Consider the following 15,571-nt stretch of genomic DNA (forward strand, 5'->3'; position numbering starts at 1 on the left):
ATAGCGTTCAGGAGGCAGGATGAGCAAGATTAAACGCAGAATTGACGACCACGGCGTCATCGGTGATTTACGCACCTGTGCCCTGATCGCGAACGACGGCACCATTGATTATCTCTGCTGGCCCGAACTCGATAGCCCCTCCGTGTTTGCCGCCCTGCTCGACAGCGACGAAGCCGGCCTGTTTTCGCTGGCACCGCAGTGGCAAAACGCGCGCCAGCAGCAGCTCTACCTGCCCGATACCAACATTCTGCAAACCCGCTGGCTTGATGAGGCCGGCGTGGCGGAAATCACTGATTACATGCCGATCTGCGACGAGCGCAGCAAAGTGCCGCGCCTGGTGCGGCGGGTAAAAATGATCCGCGGCACCGCCACCTTTGATCTGCGCTGCGCGCCGCGTCACGACTATGCCCGTGCGGAAACGCGCACGGAGACGCGCCCCGGCGGCATCGCCTTTGTCGCTGAAGGCCAGCCGTCGCTGCGCCTGAGCGCCACGGTGGTGATGACGCGCGAACCGGACAGCGCGGTGGCGCAGTTTACCCTGCAGGCCGGTGAGCACGCCGAATTTGTGTTTGGCAACGATGACGATCCGCAGGTGCAGCATATCGCGACCGAGCGCTGCTTTCGCGATACGGTGGATTACTGGCGGCGCTGGAGCAGTCACAGCTCCTATCGCGGCCGCTGGCGCGAGATGGTGACGCGCTCGGCGCTGGCGCTCAAGCTGCTCACCTCGCACCAGCACGGCTCGATTGCGGCTGCCGCCACCTTTGGCCTGCCGGAAGAGCTGGGCGGCGAGCGTAACTGGGATTACCGCGCCTCGTGGATCCGCGATGCCTCGTTCAGCATGTACGCGCTGATGCGGCTCGGCTATGTGGAAGAAGCGCGTGACTTCACCCATTGGGTCGGCCGCTGCGTTGAGCACAGCCACGACGATACGCCGCATTTGCAGGTGATGTACCGTCTCGACAGCGGCACCGAGCTGCACGAGACCGAACTGCTCAACCTCTCCGGTTACGCCAACTCGCGCCCGGTGCGCATCGGCAATGATGCCTGGCGTCAGACGCAGCTGGATATTTATGGCGAGCTGATGGATGCGGTCTACCTTGCCAATAAATACGGCGAAGCCATCTCGCAGCGCGGCTGGCGTCATGTGTCCAGCATGATTGACTACGTCTGCGTTAACTGGAACCAGCCGGACGCCGGTATCTGGGAGATGCGCGGCGAGCCGGAGCACTTTCTGCATTCGCGCCTGATGTGCTGGGTGGCGCTGGACCGCGCACTGCGGCTGGGCATGAAGCGTTCGCTGCCGATGCCATACGATCGCTGGGACCGGGTGCGCAGCGAGATCCGCGACGACATCTGGCAGAACTTCTGGAACGATGAACTCGGCCACTTCACCGCCACGCGCGGCGGTAAATACCTGGATGCGTCGATGCTGCTGATGCCGCTGGTGCGCTTTGTCAGCTCGACCGATCCGGAGTGGATCGCCACGCTGGATGCCATTAAAACCCATCTGGTGAGCGACGGTTTAGTGCGGCGTTATAACATCAGTGAGACGCCCGCCGATGCGCTGACCGGTGGCGAGGGCGCGTTTGCCGCCTGTTCGTTCTGGTATGTGGAGTGTCTGGCGCGCGCCGGGCGGGTGCATGAGGCGCACTTCGAGTTTGAAAAGCTGCTGAGTTACGCCAATCCGCTGGGATTGTACGCCGAGGAGTTTACCTCGCACGGCAACGCGCTGGGCAACATGCCGCAGGCGCTGACCCATCTGGCGTTGATCAGCGCCGCGTTTTTCCTCAACCGTAAACTGAGCGGCGAAGTGACGCTGTGGCAACCGTAAGAAAATTCACATTTTGGGCGGCGTGGCAAAGAGAATAGTCTGTGAAACGCCGCGTTTTGCGTAAAGTATCTTCAACCAGCGAAAATCCTGATTCCCATCATTGCGCCTATGCACATATAATGCGCAGCGGGTTATTCTGACCCTGATGGGTTCGACACACTGACAAGCCATGAAAATGGCCATAACGACTTGTAAAAACATGAAAAAAAGCATTCGCGCGTTCGCTTCACTCGCCCTCGTACTGGCGGCGTTCAGCCAGTCGGCCTTTGCAGTCGTCTATCCGCTGCCTCCAGCGAATAGCCGCCTGATTGGCGAAAATATTGAAATCACCGTGCCAGACGACAGCAAACTGCCGCTGGAAGCGTTTGCGGCGCAGTACCAGATGGGCCTCAGCAACATGCTGGAAGCCAATCCGGGCGTGGACGTTTACCTGCCGAAAGCAGGCACTAAAATGGTGATCCCGCAGCAGCTGATTCTGCCTGACGCGCCGCGTGAAGGCATCGTGATCAACAGCGCCGAGATGCGTCTCTATTACTACCCGAAAGGCACCAAAACTGTCGTGGTGCTGCCGATCGGTATCGGCGAGCTGGGTAAAGATACGCCGGTTAACTGGACCACCGCGGTTGAGCGCAAGAAGAATGGCCCAACCTGGACGCCAACCAAAGCGATGCACGCAGAGTACGCGGCGCGCGGCGAGAGCATCCCGGCCGTGTTCCCGGCAGGTCCGGATAACCCGATGGGTCTGTACGCGCTGTACATTGGCCGTCTGTATGCGATTCACGGCACCAACGCCAACTTTGGTATCGGCCTGCGCGTGAGCCACGGCTGCGTGCGTCTGCGTGCGGACGACATCAAATGGCTGTTCGACAACGTGCCAGTGGGTACGCGCGTGCAGTTCATTGACCAGCCGGTAAAAGCCACCGTTGAGCCAGACGGTTCGCGCTACATCGAGGTTCACAACCCGCTGTCGACCACTGAAGAGCAGTTCAACTCACGTGAACTGGTGCCAATCAGCCTGACGTCCGCCGTGACCAAAGTGGTGGCCGATGCCAGCACCAATCAGGATGCCGTGAACAACGCCATCCAGGCACGTACCGGTATGCCGACCAAAATCAACGGTCAGCCGGGCGAAGCCCAGCCTGCGCCGGTGATGGTGCAGGAGTCTTCTGACGCGATGCCGAAAGAAGAGCCGATGACGCCGCAGGGTGCCACCGCCGTCGCGCCGCAGGCCGATGCACAGCAGCCCGCTGAAGCCGCTCCGGTTGAGCAGGCCGCGCCGGCACAGCCTGCCAGCAACGGCAACAGCCTGTAAGGGTTCGCTGTCGATGATCAAGCCAGCCGCAGGGCTGGCTTTTTTATTGCCCGATCGCCGGGATCATTGTGCGGTTGTGTCGCGGCGCAGTTGCGCACTCAATCGTGCGGTCGGCGTAACGCCAGCCAGCCCGCCACCAGGGTAAACACCAGCACCACCAGCACTAACAGCAGAAAGCCGTGCGGATTGTTCGCCAGCGGAATGCCGCCCACGTTCATGCCAAAAAAACCGGCTACGATATTGATGGGCAGCGCCAGCACGGTGATTGAGGTGAGCAAAAACAGCGTTCGGTTGCTCTGCTCCATCAGGCGGGCAGCAATCTCCTCCTGCAGCAGGCGAATGCGCTCCATCAGGCTGGCAAGGTCGTTAAGCGCTACGCTGAACTCCTCGGTGAAAATGCGCAGCTCACTGAGCGGTTCCCGGTTGAGCCAGTTTGGCGGCCGGTTAAGCAGGCGAAACAGCGCGGCCGGCTCCGGCGCCAGCAGCCGCTGGACGCGCAGCAGCATGCGGCGCAGATGGCCCAGCTCGCTGCGGTTGGCTTTGATCGCCGCGCTCAGCAGCCGCTCTTCTATCGCATCCACCGCCTGGCTGGAGCGCCGCACCACCTGCTCCAGCTGTGCTTCCTGTTCGCCGAGCAGCCACAGCAGCATCGCATCCGGCGCGCTGAAGCACAGCCGATCAATCTGCTGATGCATACGTTCAATCATGCCAACCGGGCGATAGCGCGCGCTGACCATCACCTGCGGCCGGCACCAGATCCACAGCGTCGCATTTTGCGTGCTGCGCTCCTCTTTACTGAAGGTGACGTCATTCAGCACCGCCAGCAGCGCATCGTTTTGCTGCGCCAGCCGGGTGCGCGGTGAGGCCGAATGAATCTCATCGAAAAAATCGTCATCTACGCTGAAGTGGTCCTGAACCCAGCGCTCGGCGCGGGCATGATTCAGGTTAATGTGCAGCCAGAGAAAGCAGCCGTCGGGTAAGGTGTGCCGCGCCAGCTGCGCGGCCTCGCGGGCGTTGAGCCGCTGTGGCGGCGTATCCGGGTTGAACAGGTAACCGTGAATCAGTCCGGCGACTTCGTTGTTGAAGTCGGGCAGCGAGGCAAGCGGCAGGACAGGCTGGAGCATAGCGGCGTGAAGATCCCAGAGCGGTCAGATCCACAGCCTGCGACAGGTCTGTTACAGCATGATGACAGCCCGCGCTGGCATCATCATTCTGTCATACAAAACCCGTATCACACTGCAGTTAACGGGTGCCATTCGTGCATCGTTAATTCACCCCGGGGGGTGTGTTATGGCTGAAAACAGTTTCCCTGCATCATCGTCCGCCCGCGGACGGCCCAATCTGCACCCGCGCAGCGGTCGCGCGTCGCGCGTGCTCTTTCTGCTGCTGCTGGTGGCCGGGCTGCTCTTTACCGGCATCAACCTGTTTAACGACGTAGAAGAGACCGGCGCGGTCGTCACCAGCTATACGCCGTTCCTGCTGCTTGGCGTGGCGCTGCTGATTGCGCTCGGCTTCGAGTTTGTTAACGGCTTCCACGATACCGCCAACGCCGTCGCCACGGTGATCTACACTCACTCGCTGTCGCCGGGCGTGGCGGTGGTGTGGTCCGGCTTGTGTAATTTCCTTGGCGTACTGCTCTCCAGCGGCGTGGTGGCGTTTGGCATTATTTCGCTGCTGCCGGTGGAGCTGATTCTGCAGGCGGGCAGCGGTCACGGCTTTGCTATGGTGTACGCGCTGCTGTGCTCGGCGATTGTCTGGAACCTCGGCACCTGGTATTTCGGCCTGCCCTCTTCCTCCTCGCACACGCTGATCGGCTCGATTATCGGCGTAGGCGTGGCGAATGCGCTGCTGCACGGCCGCAGCGGCACCAGCGGCGTCGACTGGGATCAGGCGGTTAAAGTCGGTTACGCCCTGCTGCTGTCGCCGGTGATTGGCTTCATCTGCGCCGCCGTGCTGCTGCTGGCCATGAAGGCATTAGTGCGCAATCGCCAGCTGTATCAGGCGCCGGAAGGCAATCAGCCGCCGCCAGCGTGGATTCGTGGCCTGCTGATCCTCACCTGTACCGGCGTTTCGTTTGCCCACGGCTCGAACGACGGTCAGAAAGGCATGGGGCTGATTATGCTGATCCTGGTTGGCACCATGCCGATCGCCTATGCGCTCAACCGCTCGCTGCCGCCGGAGCAAATTCCGCGCGTGGCGGCGTTAACCCAGGTGACCGAACAGCAGTTGCTGACGCTGCAGCCACCGCCCGCCGCAATGCCGGCAGCGCGTGAGGTGCTGACGGAATATGTACGCACCAGCCAGAACCGGCCGCAGGTGCTGCCGGCGCTCGGTATGATGCTCGGCGATATCGGCGAACAGATTCGCCAGTACGGTTCGGTAGAAAATATTCCGGCGCAGGCGGTCACCAATACGCGAAACGATATGTATCTCGCCTCGGAGACCATCAAGCATCTGCAATCGGCCAACGTCGCGCTGCCGGAAGAGACGGCGCGCAACCTGACGGCGGTGAAGCACGAGCTGGACGCGGCCACGCGCTTTATCCCGATGTGGGTCAAAGTGGTGGTGGCGATTGCGCTGGGTCTCGGCACCATGGTCGGCTGGCGCCGGATTGTGGTTACGGTGGGTGAGCGCATCGGCAAAACCCATCTCACCTATGCGCAGGGTGCCAGTGCGGAGCTGGTGGCGATGGCTACTATCGGTGCGGCCGATGCCTTTGGTTTACCGGTGTCGACCACTCATGTGCTGTCGTCCGGCGTGGCCGGTACCATGGTGGCCAACCGATCCGGCCTGCAGCTCGCCACCCTGCGTAATCTGGCGCTGGCGTGGGTGCTGACGCTGCCGGTATCGGTGCTGCTGTCAGGGCTGCTGTATGCGCTGTTTATTCATCTGGCCTGATAGGCTCTGAAGACTGCTGGTGCAGGCGCAGCGTAATCAGGAACGCGCCCAGCACCATCAGTGCTGCCGCCAGATACACCGACTGCATCCCCCAGTGGCCGATTAACAGCCCCGCCACGGGTCCGGTCAACCCCAGCCCCAAATCGAGAAACGCCGAATAGGTACCGAGCGCCGATCCCTGATCCTGCTGCTGTACCCGCTTCACCGCTTCCACGCCCAGCGCCGGGAACACCAGCGAGAAACCGCCGCCGGTGAGGAAGGCGCCAATATCCACCAGCCAGCTGCTGTCCGCCTGCCAGATCAGCAGCAGACCGGCGCCCTCCAGCACGAACGAGATCAGCGAGACCTGCAGCCCGCCGAAGCGCGTGATATAGCGCCCGCACGCCAGCCGCACCAGCACGAAGCCGAGGCTGAACAGCGTCAGCGCGAACGCCGCGCCGCTCCAGTCGCGACTGGCGAAATAAAGGGTAATGAAGGTGGAGATCACGCCAAAGCCGATGGTGCCAAATCCCAGCGCCAGGCCAAACAGCCAGACGCGGCTGACCACGCGATGAAACGGAATGCGCACGCCGGCGCTGACGCTGACTGCCGGTTTGCCCGAGGCCATCCAGAAGCCGATCGCCCCCATCAGCGCGACCAGACCGGCAAAGCCGCTGATGCCAAAAATCTGATTCAGCAGCACGCCCAGCGGCGCACCAATCGCCATGGCAAAGTAAGTCGCCACGCCGTTCCACGAAATGACCCGCGCAGTTTGTCGCGGGCCGACAATATTCATGCCCCACAGCGTCGAGCCGGTACTGCTGAAGCTTTCCCCGACGCCGAGAAACAGCCGCCCCAGCGCCAGCAGCGTCAGACTCAGCAGCGGCGCACCGCTGCACAGCGCGGCAATGATCGACAGCACGCCGCTCATGCCGCAGCACACCAGCCCCATCATCACCACGCGTTTCGGGCCGTAGCGATCGGCCAGCCGGCCAGAGTGCGGGCGACTGAGCAGCGTGGCGAAATATTGCAGACTGATGATCAGCCCGGCGATAAACGAGCTGAAGCCCAGCTGGTTATGCACAAACCCCGGCAGCACCGCCAGCGGCAACCCGACGGACAGGTAGCAAAAGAAGGTGAAAACGATGACGGAGAGGATGCGTTTATTTAACTGAGCATTACTCAGTACAGCGGCGTCAGACATGGAAGATGGCGTCAGAAACGTGGTGAAAGCGAAGATTCACTATACCGGTTAGCAGACTAAGGATCGCGGCTTTTTTTGTTATAAAACATGGCGGCAGCGCACGCTTTCACCGGGTGATCGCTGGCTTGCCCGTTAAAGCGGCGGACCTGACGGTTCAGGTACCACCGCTCAGGTTCAGATGCAGGACACCTGGGCCATGCGTGCGGCATGGCGTTCGATGGCGCTGGCGATCTCGGCGGAGACACGCAGCGTGCGGATCTCGCTGAACAGGCCGTCGGCCTCTTGGTAGGCTTTGCGCAGATAGCCCAGCCACTGCTTGATGCGCGCAACGTGGTAGTTGCCGGTATCACCCTGCTTTTCCAGCTGGGTGTAGCGCAGCAACAGCTCAACCACCTGCGACCACGGCATCGGGGCTTCGTTGTACTTCACCACGCGCCCCAGGTTAGGCACATTGAGCGCGCCGCGCCCGAGCATGACCGCGTCGCAGCCGGTAATGCGCAGGCAATCCTGCGCATCCTGCCAGTTCCAGATTTCGCCGTTGGCGATCACCGGAATTGTCAGACGCTGGCGAATCTCACCAATCGCCTGCCAGTTGATGCTCTCTGCGCGATAGCCGTCCTCTTTGGTCCGGCCATGCACCACCAGCTCGCTGGCACCGGCCTGCTGCACCGCATCGGCGATCTCGAAACGCCGCGCGCCCGAATCCCAGCCGAGCCGCACTTTCACCGTGACCGGCAGATGAGCGGGCACCGCCTCGCGCATCGCTCTGGCACCGCGATAGATCAGCTCCGGATCTTTCAGCAGCGTCGCACCGCCGCCGCTGCCGTTTACCAGCTTCGACGGGCAGCCGCAGTTGAGGTCAACGCCCCACGAGCCCAGCTCCACCGCGCGTGCGGCGTTCTCTGCCAGCCACTCAGGATACTGGCCCAGCAGCTGCATGCGCACGCGCGTGCCGGAGGGCGTCCGGCTGTGATGGTGCAGTTCCGGACACAAACGGTAGAAGGATTTTACCGGCAGCAGCTGATCGACCACGCGTAAAAACTCAGTGACGCACAGGTCATAGTCATTCACGCCGGAGAGCAGTTCACGTACCAGCGAATCCAGTACGCCTTCCATGGGTGCCAGTAAAACCCGCATACCGTTACGCGTTCCCGTTGCTCTTCGCTGCCGGACGACGTGAGCGCGCCGGTTTACCCGCGTTGCCAGCCGCCGGGCCGTTGTTGCCCGGACGACGCGGTGCACGCGCCTCGCCCTGTGGACGCGCGCCGCCGTTACCGGCGCTGGCACGCTGACCATTGCCGCCGCTGCGGCTGCGCGGTGCGTCAGCACCCTGCCCCGGCGCGCGGCCCTGGCCACGTCCACGCGGCTGCTGCTGACGGCCATTCTGAATCGGCTCCGCCTTGATGCTCGGATCCGGCTCAAAGCCCGGCAGCGCAATGCGCGGAATTTCCCGCTTCAGCAGGCGCTCGATATCACGCAGCAGCTTGTGCTCGTCAACGCACACCAGCGACAGCGCAGCACCGGTGGCCGCGGCACGACCGGTACGGCCAATGCGGTGCACGTAATCTTCCGCCACGTTCGGCAGCTCGTAGTTGACCACGTGCGGCAGCTCTTCAATATCCAGACCGCGCGCGGCAATATCCGTCGCCACCAGCACGCGAATGCCGCCGGTTTTAAAGTCGGCCAGCGCACGGGTACGCGCACCCTGGCTCTTGTTGCCGTGGATCGCGGCGGCAGTGATGCCATCTTTGTTGAGCTGCTCAGCGAGGTGGTTAGCACCGTGCTTGGTGCGGGTGAACACCAGCACCTGCTGCCAGTTGTCGCGACCAATCATCAGCGACAGCAGTTCCCGTTTGCGCTTCTTATCGACAAAATGCACCTGCTGCGACACCTGCTCGGAAGCGGTGTTGCGGCGTGCCACTTCTACCTGTTCCGGGTTGGTGAGCAGCTTTTCCGCCAGCGCTTTGATCTCGTCCGAGAAGGTGGCAGAGAACAGCAGGTTCTGCCGTTTGGCCGGCAGTTTTGCCAGCACGCGGCGAATGTCGTGGATGAAGCCCATGTCGAGCATACGATCCGCTTCGTCCAGCACCAGGATTTCCACCTGCGACAGATCGACCGCGTTCTGGTGCGCCAGATCGAGCAGACGCCCCGGCGTGGCGATCAGTACATCGACGCCGCCGCGCAGTTTCATCATCTGCGGATTAATGCTGACGCCGCCGAACACCACCAGCGAACGCATATTGAGGTACTGGCTGTATTCACGTACGTTTTCGCCAACCTGCGCCGCCAGTTCACGGGTGGGAGTGAGGATCAGCGCACGTACCGGACGGCGACCGCGCGCCGCTGCCGGTTTTTCTGACAGACGCTGCAGCAGAGGCAGCGTGAAACCGGCGGTTTTACCCGTGCCGGTCTGGGCGCTCGCCAGCAGGTCACGACCGGCCAGCACCACGGGAATCGCCTGACGCTGGATTGGCGTCGGTTCACGGTAGCCCTGTTCTGCTACCGCACGCAAAATATCGGCATTCAAGCCGAGAGAGTCAAAAGACATGCAGGTGTATTACTCCGAACCGCCCTGATCGCGCTGCGCGATGTAGTTTTCAGGGGGGATATGACGCAGCCTCAAGGCCTGCGTGTGAAAAGGGCACAAACTACCATGCGTAAGAGCGGCAGTGTAGCAGCTTTCCGCAAGAACCGCGACCAGCAAAACGTGAGGGCGATGGGCCGCTGCGCGGTAGCGCATAAAAAAGGAGCCGCAGTGGGCTCCTCTTTTCTTGCTGGCACGTCCGCTTAGCTGCGTTTTTTCTGCACGCGCTGCGGTGGCTCTTTGGCCAGCAGCGACACCAGCGCCGGGCCCACCAGCATTACCACGCCCAGACAACCAATCAGCAGATTGTTGTGGATGAAGCGTGAAATCAGGAACAGCGTCAGCATCGCCGCGCCGAAGTAGTATGTCGTCGTCACTTCTTCCAGAGAGTCACCAAAGCGGCGCAAACGGGCACTACGCTGCAGAGCCAGCATGGTGATGAACACCAGCGCATAAGCTGCCACCAGGGTACTGCTCACTTCGACCAGTGCCTTATGTTTCCAGCCCCACACCAGTGCCGCGATCACCAGCAGGTGGGTCGCAATATGCAGGCAGGTTTGACCGGTAACAATCTGAACACGATTAGACCATTTCATTCTCTTCTCCTGGCAGACCCAACAGGTCGCCCAAGTGTATCTGACCGCAGCCAGACGGATTTCCTCAATGTAAAGCAAATTTCGGATAACACCCTAATTTTCTGTCTCCAGCACCACCCATTTGTGACAAAGACTACACTTTGTTCTGTTGATGATGAAAAGGAGCGCGTCGCAGTATGCCACAAAACACGCAAGGATCTTCATTTAAAGTCCTGACGATCAATACCCATAAGGGGTTCACCAGCTTTAACCGTCGCTTTATCCTGCCGGAACTGCGCGACGCAGTGCGCGCGACCTCGGCGGATATCGTCTTTTTACAGGAGGTGATGGGCACGCACGCCATCCACTCCGCACACATTGAAAACTGGCCGGAAAATTCGCACTACGAATACCTTGCCGACACCATGTGGCACGATTTTGCTTATGGCCGCAACGCGGTCTATCCCGAGGGCCATCACGGCAACGCGATACTGTCACGCTTTCCGATCACCGAATACCAAAACCGCGATATTTCTGTCGCCGGCAGTGAGAAACGCGGCATGTTGCACTGCCAGATCAGCCTGCCGGATCGGCCGGAACCGATTCACACCTTGTGCGTGCACCTCGGCCTTAAAGAGAAGCACCGTCTGGCGCAGATGCGCATGATGTGTGAACTGATTGAGTCGCTGCCACCGGATGCGCCCCTGGTGGTGGCCGGCGATTTTAATGACTGGCAGGTACGCGCTAATCGATTTTTACAGCGCGGAGCCGGTCTGCAGGAGGTGTTTAGCATGAAAAACGGTCGCCCGGCGCGCACCTTCCCGGCGCGCTTTCCACTGCTGCGTCTCGATCGCATCTATATCCGTAATGCATCGGTGAGCCAGCCGTGGGCGCTGCCGGTGAAACCCTGGTCACATCTGTCCGATCATGCCCCGCTGGCCGTGGAGATCTTTCTATGAATTTCAGCTGGCGCGAAGGTAACCAGCTGCGGCTGCTGGAGAATGGCGATCAATTCTTTCCACGCGTCTCCGGCGCGATTCAGCGCGCCCAGCGTACGCTGCTGCTGGAGACGTTTATCCTGTTTGAAGATGAGGTTGGTAAGGCGCTGCACCGCGATCTGCTGGCCGCCGCGCAGCGCGGTGTTAAGGTGGAAGTGATGGTGGATGGCTACGGCTCGCCGGATCTTTCCAGCCAGTACATTAACAGCCTGACCGAAGCAGGCGTGCGCTTTATCTATTACGATCCGCGCCCGCTGGTGATGGGCATGCGCACCAACGTGTTCCGCCGTCTGCATCGCAAAATTGTGGTGATTGATGAGGAGATTGCGTTTGTCGGCGGTATCAATTTCTCCGCCGAGCACAACACCGATTACGGGCCGGAAGCCAAGCAGGATTACGCCGTGGAGGTGAAAGGACCGGTGGTGCTGGACATCGCGCGCTATGTGCAGCAGGCGATCGGCAGCGAACAGGTAACGCGCCGCTGGTGGGGCGCGCGCTCCCAGCGCCTGGCAGTCAACGCCCTGCCCGGCGACGCGCAGGTGCTGTTTGTCTACCGCGATAACGATGAGCACCGCGATGACATCGAACAGCACTATCTCGATATGCTGCGCAAGGCGAAGCAGGATGTGATTATCGCCAACGCCTACTTCTTCCCCGGCTATCGCCTGTTGCGGGAGATGCGCAGCGCGGCCCAGCGCGGTGTGCGCGTGCGGCTGATTGTGCAGGGTGAACCGGACATGCCGATTGTCAAAGTCGGCGCCGAGCTGCTGTACAACTATCTGGTGGATGCTGGCGTTGAAGTGTACGAATACTGCCGTCGCCCGTTACATGGCAAAGTGGCGGTGCAGGATCAGCAGTGGTCAACGGTGGGTTCCAGCAACCTCGACCCGCTCAGCCTGTCGCTGAATCTCGAAGCCAACCTGATTATCCACGACCACGCCTTCAACCAGACGCTGCGCGATAACCTTGAGCAGTTGCTGGCTGCGGACTGCGTGCGCGTCGATGAAGACAAACTGCCGCCGCGCACCTGGTGGCAGCTGACCAAAAGCGTCATCGTGTTCCATTTCCTGCGCCATTTCCCGGCCATCGCCGGCTGGCTGCCTGCCCATACGCCCCATTTGTCTCAGGTCGATCCGCCGGTGCAGCCGGAAATGGAAACCCAGGACCGGGTTGAAGCCGATAACGAAGGAGCGAAACCCTGATGAGCAAAAAGAACCCGCGCTGGCAGTTAGCGAAAAAAATCCTTACCTGGCTGTTCTTCATTGCGGTGATCGTGCTGCTGGTGGTTTACGCACGCAAGGTGAACTGGGAGGACGTGTACAAGGTCATCGTCGGCTATAACCGCTACGTGGTGCTGAGCGCCGCCGCGTTAGTGGTGGTGAGCTACCTCACCTACGGTCTGTACGATTTGATTGGCCGCGCCTACTGCGGGCATAAGCTGGCGAAACGTCAGGTGATGCTGGTGTCATTCATCTGTTACGCCTTTAACCTGACGCTGAGCACCTGGGTGGGCGGTGTGGCGATGCGCTATCGCCTCTATTCGCGCCTCGGCCTGCCCGGCGGCACCATCACGCGCATCTTTTCACTGAGTATTGCCACTAACTGGCTCGGCTACATTTTGCTTGGCGGCGTAGTGTTTGTCTCCGGCATGGTGCCGATTCCGCCCGGCTGGTTCATCGGCGAAGGCACGCTACGGGTGATTGGTGCGGTACTGCTGGCGATGGTGGCGGTTTATCTGTGGGCCTGTGCTTTCGCGAAGAAGCGCCGCTGGACGGTGAAGGGCCAGCATCTGCAACTGCCCTCGCTGCGCATGGCGCTATTTCAGTTTGCCGTTTCCTGCGCCAACTGGATGGTGATGGGCACCATTATCTGGCTGCTGCTGGCGCGTGAAGTGGATTATCCCATCGTGCTGGGCGTGCTGTTAATCAGCAGTATTGCCGGGGTGATTATTCATATTCCGGCCGGCATTGGCGTGCTGGAAGCGGTGTTCCTCGCGCTGCTCAGCGGCCAGCATGCTTCGCACGGTGAGATTATCGCCGCGCTGCTGGCTTATCGCGTGCTCTATTTTATTCTGCCGCTGCTGCTGGCGCTGGTGCTGTATCTGTGGCTGGAGAGCCGCGCGAAGCATTTACGGCAGAAGAATGAGCGCAAGATGGCGGCACGATAAGGCGTGCCAGGCGCAGGCTGAATAACGCGTAATACATTGCGCCGCTACGGAGAAGGTGAAACGGGCTGATAAGTACAAACCGTTCACCTGGCCGTAGCGGCGCGATTATTTTCACAGCCTTAATGGCTGGTTACTCTTAGCGACGGTTACCGAAAATCCGCAGCAGCATCAGGAACAGGTTGATGAAATCGAGATACAGCGTCAGCGCGCCCATGATGGAGAAGCGGCGCAGATTCTCTTTATCGTTAACATCAATGCCCTCACCGATGGCTTTCAGCTTCTGCGTGTCATAAGCCGTCAGGCCCACAAACACCACCACGCCGATATAGGTAATCGCCCACATCAGCGCCGGGCTTTTCAGCCAGAAGTTCACCAGCGACGCCAGCAGAATGCCGATCAGCGCCATAAACAGCAGGCTGCCGAAGCGGCTCAGATCGCGTTTGGTGGTGTAGCCGTAAAAGCTCATGGCACCAAACATGCCCGCGGTAACAAAGAAGGTACTGGCGATCGACGAGTAGGTATAAACAAGGAAAATACTCGCCATTGTCAGCCCGGTCAGCGCGGAATAGAGCATAAACAGCCCGGTCGCCACGGCGCCGCTCATGCGCTGCACCATGCCGGAAAGCACGAACACCAGCGCCAGCTGCGCGATAATCAGGCCGAAGAAGGTGATGCGATTGGCAAACACCAGCTCCATGACGGCAGGCGTGCGCGCGGCAAACCACGACACAAACGCCGTCAGCAGTAAGCCGCAGGTCATCCAGCCATACACCTGCGCCATATAGGTTTGCAGCCCGGTCGACGCCTGCTGCACGATTGAACCATTACGTGGATATCGATCCATGATGCACCTCTTTAAAAGTTACTGATAACGTCAGTGTGAAGTGTACACCACCGATCGTCAACGGCGCGTCATACACTGCTGATATCGCCCGTCAACCCGCTGGGCAAACCACGCGGTGGTGAGATTACGGGTAATTTTCGGGCTCTCCAGCTTAATGCCCGGCAGCACTTCGCGCGGCAGACGTTTTCCCGCCATCTTATCGGCGAGGATAAAGGTCTGTTTCCACAGCGTGCTGTCGCTGAAGCTTTCGCTGTCGCCCTTCTCCAGATCGCGGCGAATCTCCCGCGGGCTCATGTCCAGCTGCTTCGCCAGCGTGCGCACCGCCAGTTCGGTGGCGCTCGCCTGTTCGCTGCCGTAACGGATCAGGTCGCCATCCAGCGCCAGTTTGATGCCGCTGGCACGCGCCACCGCAGCCTGGAACGCGGCGTTGCGGCTGGCGTACCAGCCGGCGTTGAAGTCAGCAAAGCGATACAGCGGCTGGCTGTACTCCACCGGATAGCCCAGCAGGTGCAGCGTGCCGAAGTAGATACCGCCGCGCCGGCTAAACACTTCGCGCCGGATCGAACCGTCAATCGGGTACGGATAGCCCTGCGCATGCGCTTCGGCAAAGGCAATGCTGACCTGCATCGGCCCGCCGGTGTGGATTGGGTTGAGATTACCGAACAGCTTCTGCCCCATCGGCACCATATCGATAAAGTCATCGAAAATGGCGCTCAGCTCTTTCTCGCTGTGCACCTTATCGAGACGCGCCGCGTAGCTCTCGCCGTTAGAGGATTTGATCAGTAACGCGGTGCGCACCAGAAACGCCGGCACGTGCACGCTGGCGGCGCGGCGGTCAATTTCCGCCCAGGCGATTTTTGGCAGACCCGGCACGGTAGCATCGGCGCTGAAGTTAGATTCCTGATCGGTCACGGCGATTACCGCGCAAATGTTGCTGGCGCTGGCGTCGATGTGCTGCACGCGCAGCGCGGTGTAGATGTCGTCGGCCCAGGCCGATTTTTGCGTCACATGGGCGGGCAGCAATTGCTGAATTTGCGCTTTCACGTCAGCGGGCTGGCGGGCCGGCAGCTGCGGCTCCTTTTTGGTGCTGCATCCGGCCAGCACCAGCGCAGCCAGCAGCGCTGCGCCTCGTAATATTGTGGTGGTGTTCATCCTGCTCCCTGATAAGCCAGCAAA

General features: G+C 60.7%; 13 protein-coding genes. 6 read left to right on the forward strand and 7 right to left on the reverse strand.

Annotated features, from left to right (window positions below; genetic code table 11):
• Positions 1-19: 19 nt before the first annotated feature.
• Together E7738_RS08265 and E7738_RS08270 are read left to right on the forward strand one after the other, a co-directional pair.
• A complete protein-coding gene (locus E7738_RS08265) occupies positions 20-1,834 on the forward strand; it encodes a glycoside hydrolase family 15 protein (protein ID WP_021508478.1) in 1,815 nt (604 codons plus the stop codon).
• A 199-nt stretch (positions 1,835-2,033) separates the two neighbouring features.
• Positions 2,034-3,146 carry a L,D-transpeptidase family protein gene (locus E7738_RS08270; protein WP_058775308.1) on the forward strand — a complete coding sequence of 371 codons (1,113 nt, stop codon included), beginning with the start codon at positions 2,034-2,036 and terminating at the stop codon, positions 3,144-3,146.
• 98 nt (positions 3,147-3,244) lie between these two features.
• Here E7738_RS08270 and E7738_RS08275 read toward each other — a convergent pair whose 3' ends face one another.
• Complete coding sequence (locus E7738_RS08275; RefSeq protein ID WP_132465470.1) at positions 3,245-4,270, reverse strand: transporter; 1,026 nt, start codon at positions 4,268-4,270, stop codon at positions 3,245-3,247.
• A 166-nt stretch (positions 4,271-4,436) separates the two neighbouring features.
• Between E7738_RS08275 and E7738_RS08280 the strand changes: the two genes are divergently transcribed.
• Complete coding sequence (locus E7738_RS08280) at positions 4,437-6,044, forward strand: inorganic phosphate transporter (RefSeq protein WP_394516285.1); 1,608 nt, start codon at positions 4,437-4,439, stop codon at positions 6,042-6,044.
• On the opposite strand, the gene E7738_RS08285 is transcribed toward E7738_RS08280, so the two are convergent.
• From E7738_RS08285 to E7738_RS08300, 4 genes are all read right to left on the reverse strand, one after another.
• Positions 6,028-7,227 carry an MFS transporter gene (locus E7738_RS08285; protein ID WP_021508482.1) on the reverse strand — a complete coding sequence of 400 codons (1,200 nt, stop codon included), beginning with the start codon at positions 7,225-7,227 and terminating at the stop codon, positions 6,028-6,030. The genes E7738_RS08280 and E7738_RS08285 overlap by 17 nt on opposite strands.
• 174 nt (positions 7,228-7,401) lie before the next feature.
• The gene (gene dusC, locus E7738_RS08290; protein WP_058775305.1) at positions 7,402-8,364 is read right to left on the reverse strand and encodes a tRNA dihydrouridine(16) synthase DusC; all 963 of its coding nucleotides are present in this window, start codon (positions 8,362-8,364) and stop codon (positions 7,402-7,404) included.
• Positions 8,365-8,368: 4 nt separating this feature from the next.
• The gene (rhlE, locus tag E7738_RS08295; RefSeq protein ID WP_021508484.1) at positions 8,369-9,775 is read right to left on the reverse strand and encodes an ATP-dependent RNA helicase RhlE; all 1,407 of its coding nucleotides are present in this window, start codon (positions 9,773-9,775) and stop codon (positions 8,369-8,371) included.
• A 239-nt stretch (positions 9,776-10,014) separates the two neighbouring features.
• The gene (locus E7738_RS08300; RefSeq protein ID WP_021508485.1) at positions 10,015-10,407 is read right to left on the reverse strand and encodes a YbhQ family protein; all 393 of its coding nucleotides are present in this window, start codon (positions 10,405-10,407) and stop codon (positions 10,015-10,017) included.
• A gap of 176 nt (positions 10,408-10,583) precedes the next feature.
• Between E7738_RS08300 and E7738_RS08305 the strand changes: the two genes are divergently transcribed.
• The 3 genes from E7738_RS08305 to E7738_RS08315 are packed head-to-tail and all read left to right on the forward strand — an operon-like array spanning position 10,584 to position 13,551.
• Positions 10,584-11,345: an endonuclease/exonuclease/phosphatase family protein gene (locus E7738_RS08305; protein ID WP_021508486.1), complete on the forward strand. Its 762-nt coding sequence runs from the start codon at positions 10,584-10,586 to the stop codon at positions 11,343-11,345.
• The gene (clsB, locus tag E7738_RS08310) at positions 11,342-12,586 is read left to right on the forward strand and encodes a cardiolipin synthase ClsB (RefSeq protein WP_058781283.1); all 1,245 of its coding nucleotides are present in this window, start codon (positions 11,342-11,344) and stop codon (positions 12,584-12,586) included. Before E7738_RS08305 ends, clsB begins: the two co-directional genes overlap by 4 nt.
• Positions 12,586-13,551, forward strand: a complete 966-nt coding sequence (locus E7738_RS08315) for a lysylphosphatidylglycerol synthase domain-containing protein (RefSeq protein ID WP_058757844.1) — start codon at positions 12,586-12,588, stop codon at positions 13,549-13,551. The genes clsB and E7738_RS08315 overlap by 1 nt, the downstream gene beginning before the upstream one ends.
• Before the next feature lie 136 nt (positions 13,552-13,687).
• On the opposite strand, the gene E7738_RS08320 is transcribed toward E7738_RS08315, so the two are convergent.
• A complete protein-coding gene (locus E7738_RS08320) occupies positions 13,688-14,395 on the reverse strand; it encodes a Bax inhibitor-1/YccA family protein (protein ID WP_021508489.1) in 708 nt (235 codons plus the stop codon).
• 57 nt (positions 14,396-14,452) lie between these two features.
• Entirely contained in the window at positions 14,453-15,547 is a 1,095-nt protein-coding gene (locus tag E7738_RS08325) for a DUF1615 domain-containing protein (protein ID WP_241798425.1), read from the reverse strand.
• Positions 15,548-15,571: the final 24 nt, after the last annotated feature.

This window comes from Pantoea sp. SGAir0430 (assembly GCF_043549295.1).

Excerpts from the sequence above, each read along its gene's own strand:
- E7738_RS08265 (WP_021508478.1), top strand. The coding sequence starts at position 20 with ATGAGCAAGATTAAACGCAGAATTGACGACCACGGCGTCATCGGTGAT.
- E7738_RS08270 (WP_058775308.1), top strand. The coding sequence starts at position 2,034 with ATGAAAAAAAGCATTCGCGCGTTCGCTTCACTCGCCCTCGTACTGGCG.
- E7738_RS08275 (WP_132465470.1), bottom strand. The coding sequence starts at position 4,270 with ATGCTCCAGCCTGTCCTGCCGCTTGCCTCGCTGCCCGACTTCAACAAC.
- E7738_RS08280 (WP_394516285.1), top strand. The coding sequence starts at position 4,437 with ATGGCTGAAAACAGTTTCCCTGCATCATCGTCCGCCCGCGGACGGCCC.
- E7738_RS08285 (WP_021508482.1), bottom strand. The coding sequence starts at position 7,227 with ATGTCTGACGCCGCTGTACTGAGTAATGCTCAGTTAAATAAACGCATC.
- dusC (WP_058775305.1), bottom strand. The coding sequence starts at position 8,364 with ATGCGGGTTTTACTGGCACCCATGGAAGGCGTACTGGATTCGCTGGTA.
- rhlE (WP_021508484.1), bottom strand. The coding sequence starts at position 9,775 with ATGTCTTTTGACTCTCTCGGCTTGAATGCCGATATTTTGCGTGCGGTA.
- E7738_RS08300 (WP_021508485.1), bottom strand. The coding sequence starts at position 10,407 with ATGAAATGGTCTAATCGTGTTCAGATTGTTACCGGTCAAACCTGCCTG.
- E7738_RS08305 (WP_021508486.1), top strand. The coding sequence starts at position 10,584 with ATGCCACAAAACACGCAAGGATCTTCATTTAAAGTCCTGACGATCAAT.
- clsB (WP_058781283.1), top strand. The coding sequence starts at position 11,342 with ATGAATTTCAGCTGGCGCGAAGGTAACCAGCTGCGGCTGCTGGAGAAT.
- E7738_RS08315 (WP_058757844.1), top strand. The coding sequence starts at position 12,586 with ATGAGCAAAAAGAACCCGCGCTGGCAGTTAGCGAAAAAAATCCTTACC.
- E7738_RS08320 (WP_021508489.1), bottom strand. The coding sequence starts at position 14,395 with ATGGATCGATATCCACGTAATGGTTCAATCGTGCAGCAGGCGTCGACC.
- E7738_RS08325 (WP_241798425.1), bottom strand. The coding sequence starts at position 15,547 with ATGAACACCACCACAATATTACGAGGCGCAGCGCTGCTGGCTGCGCTG.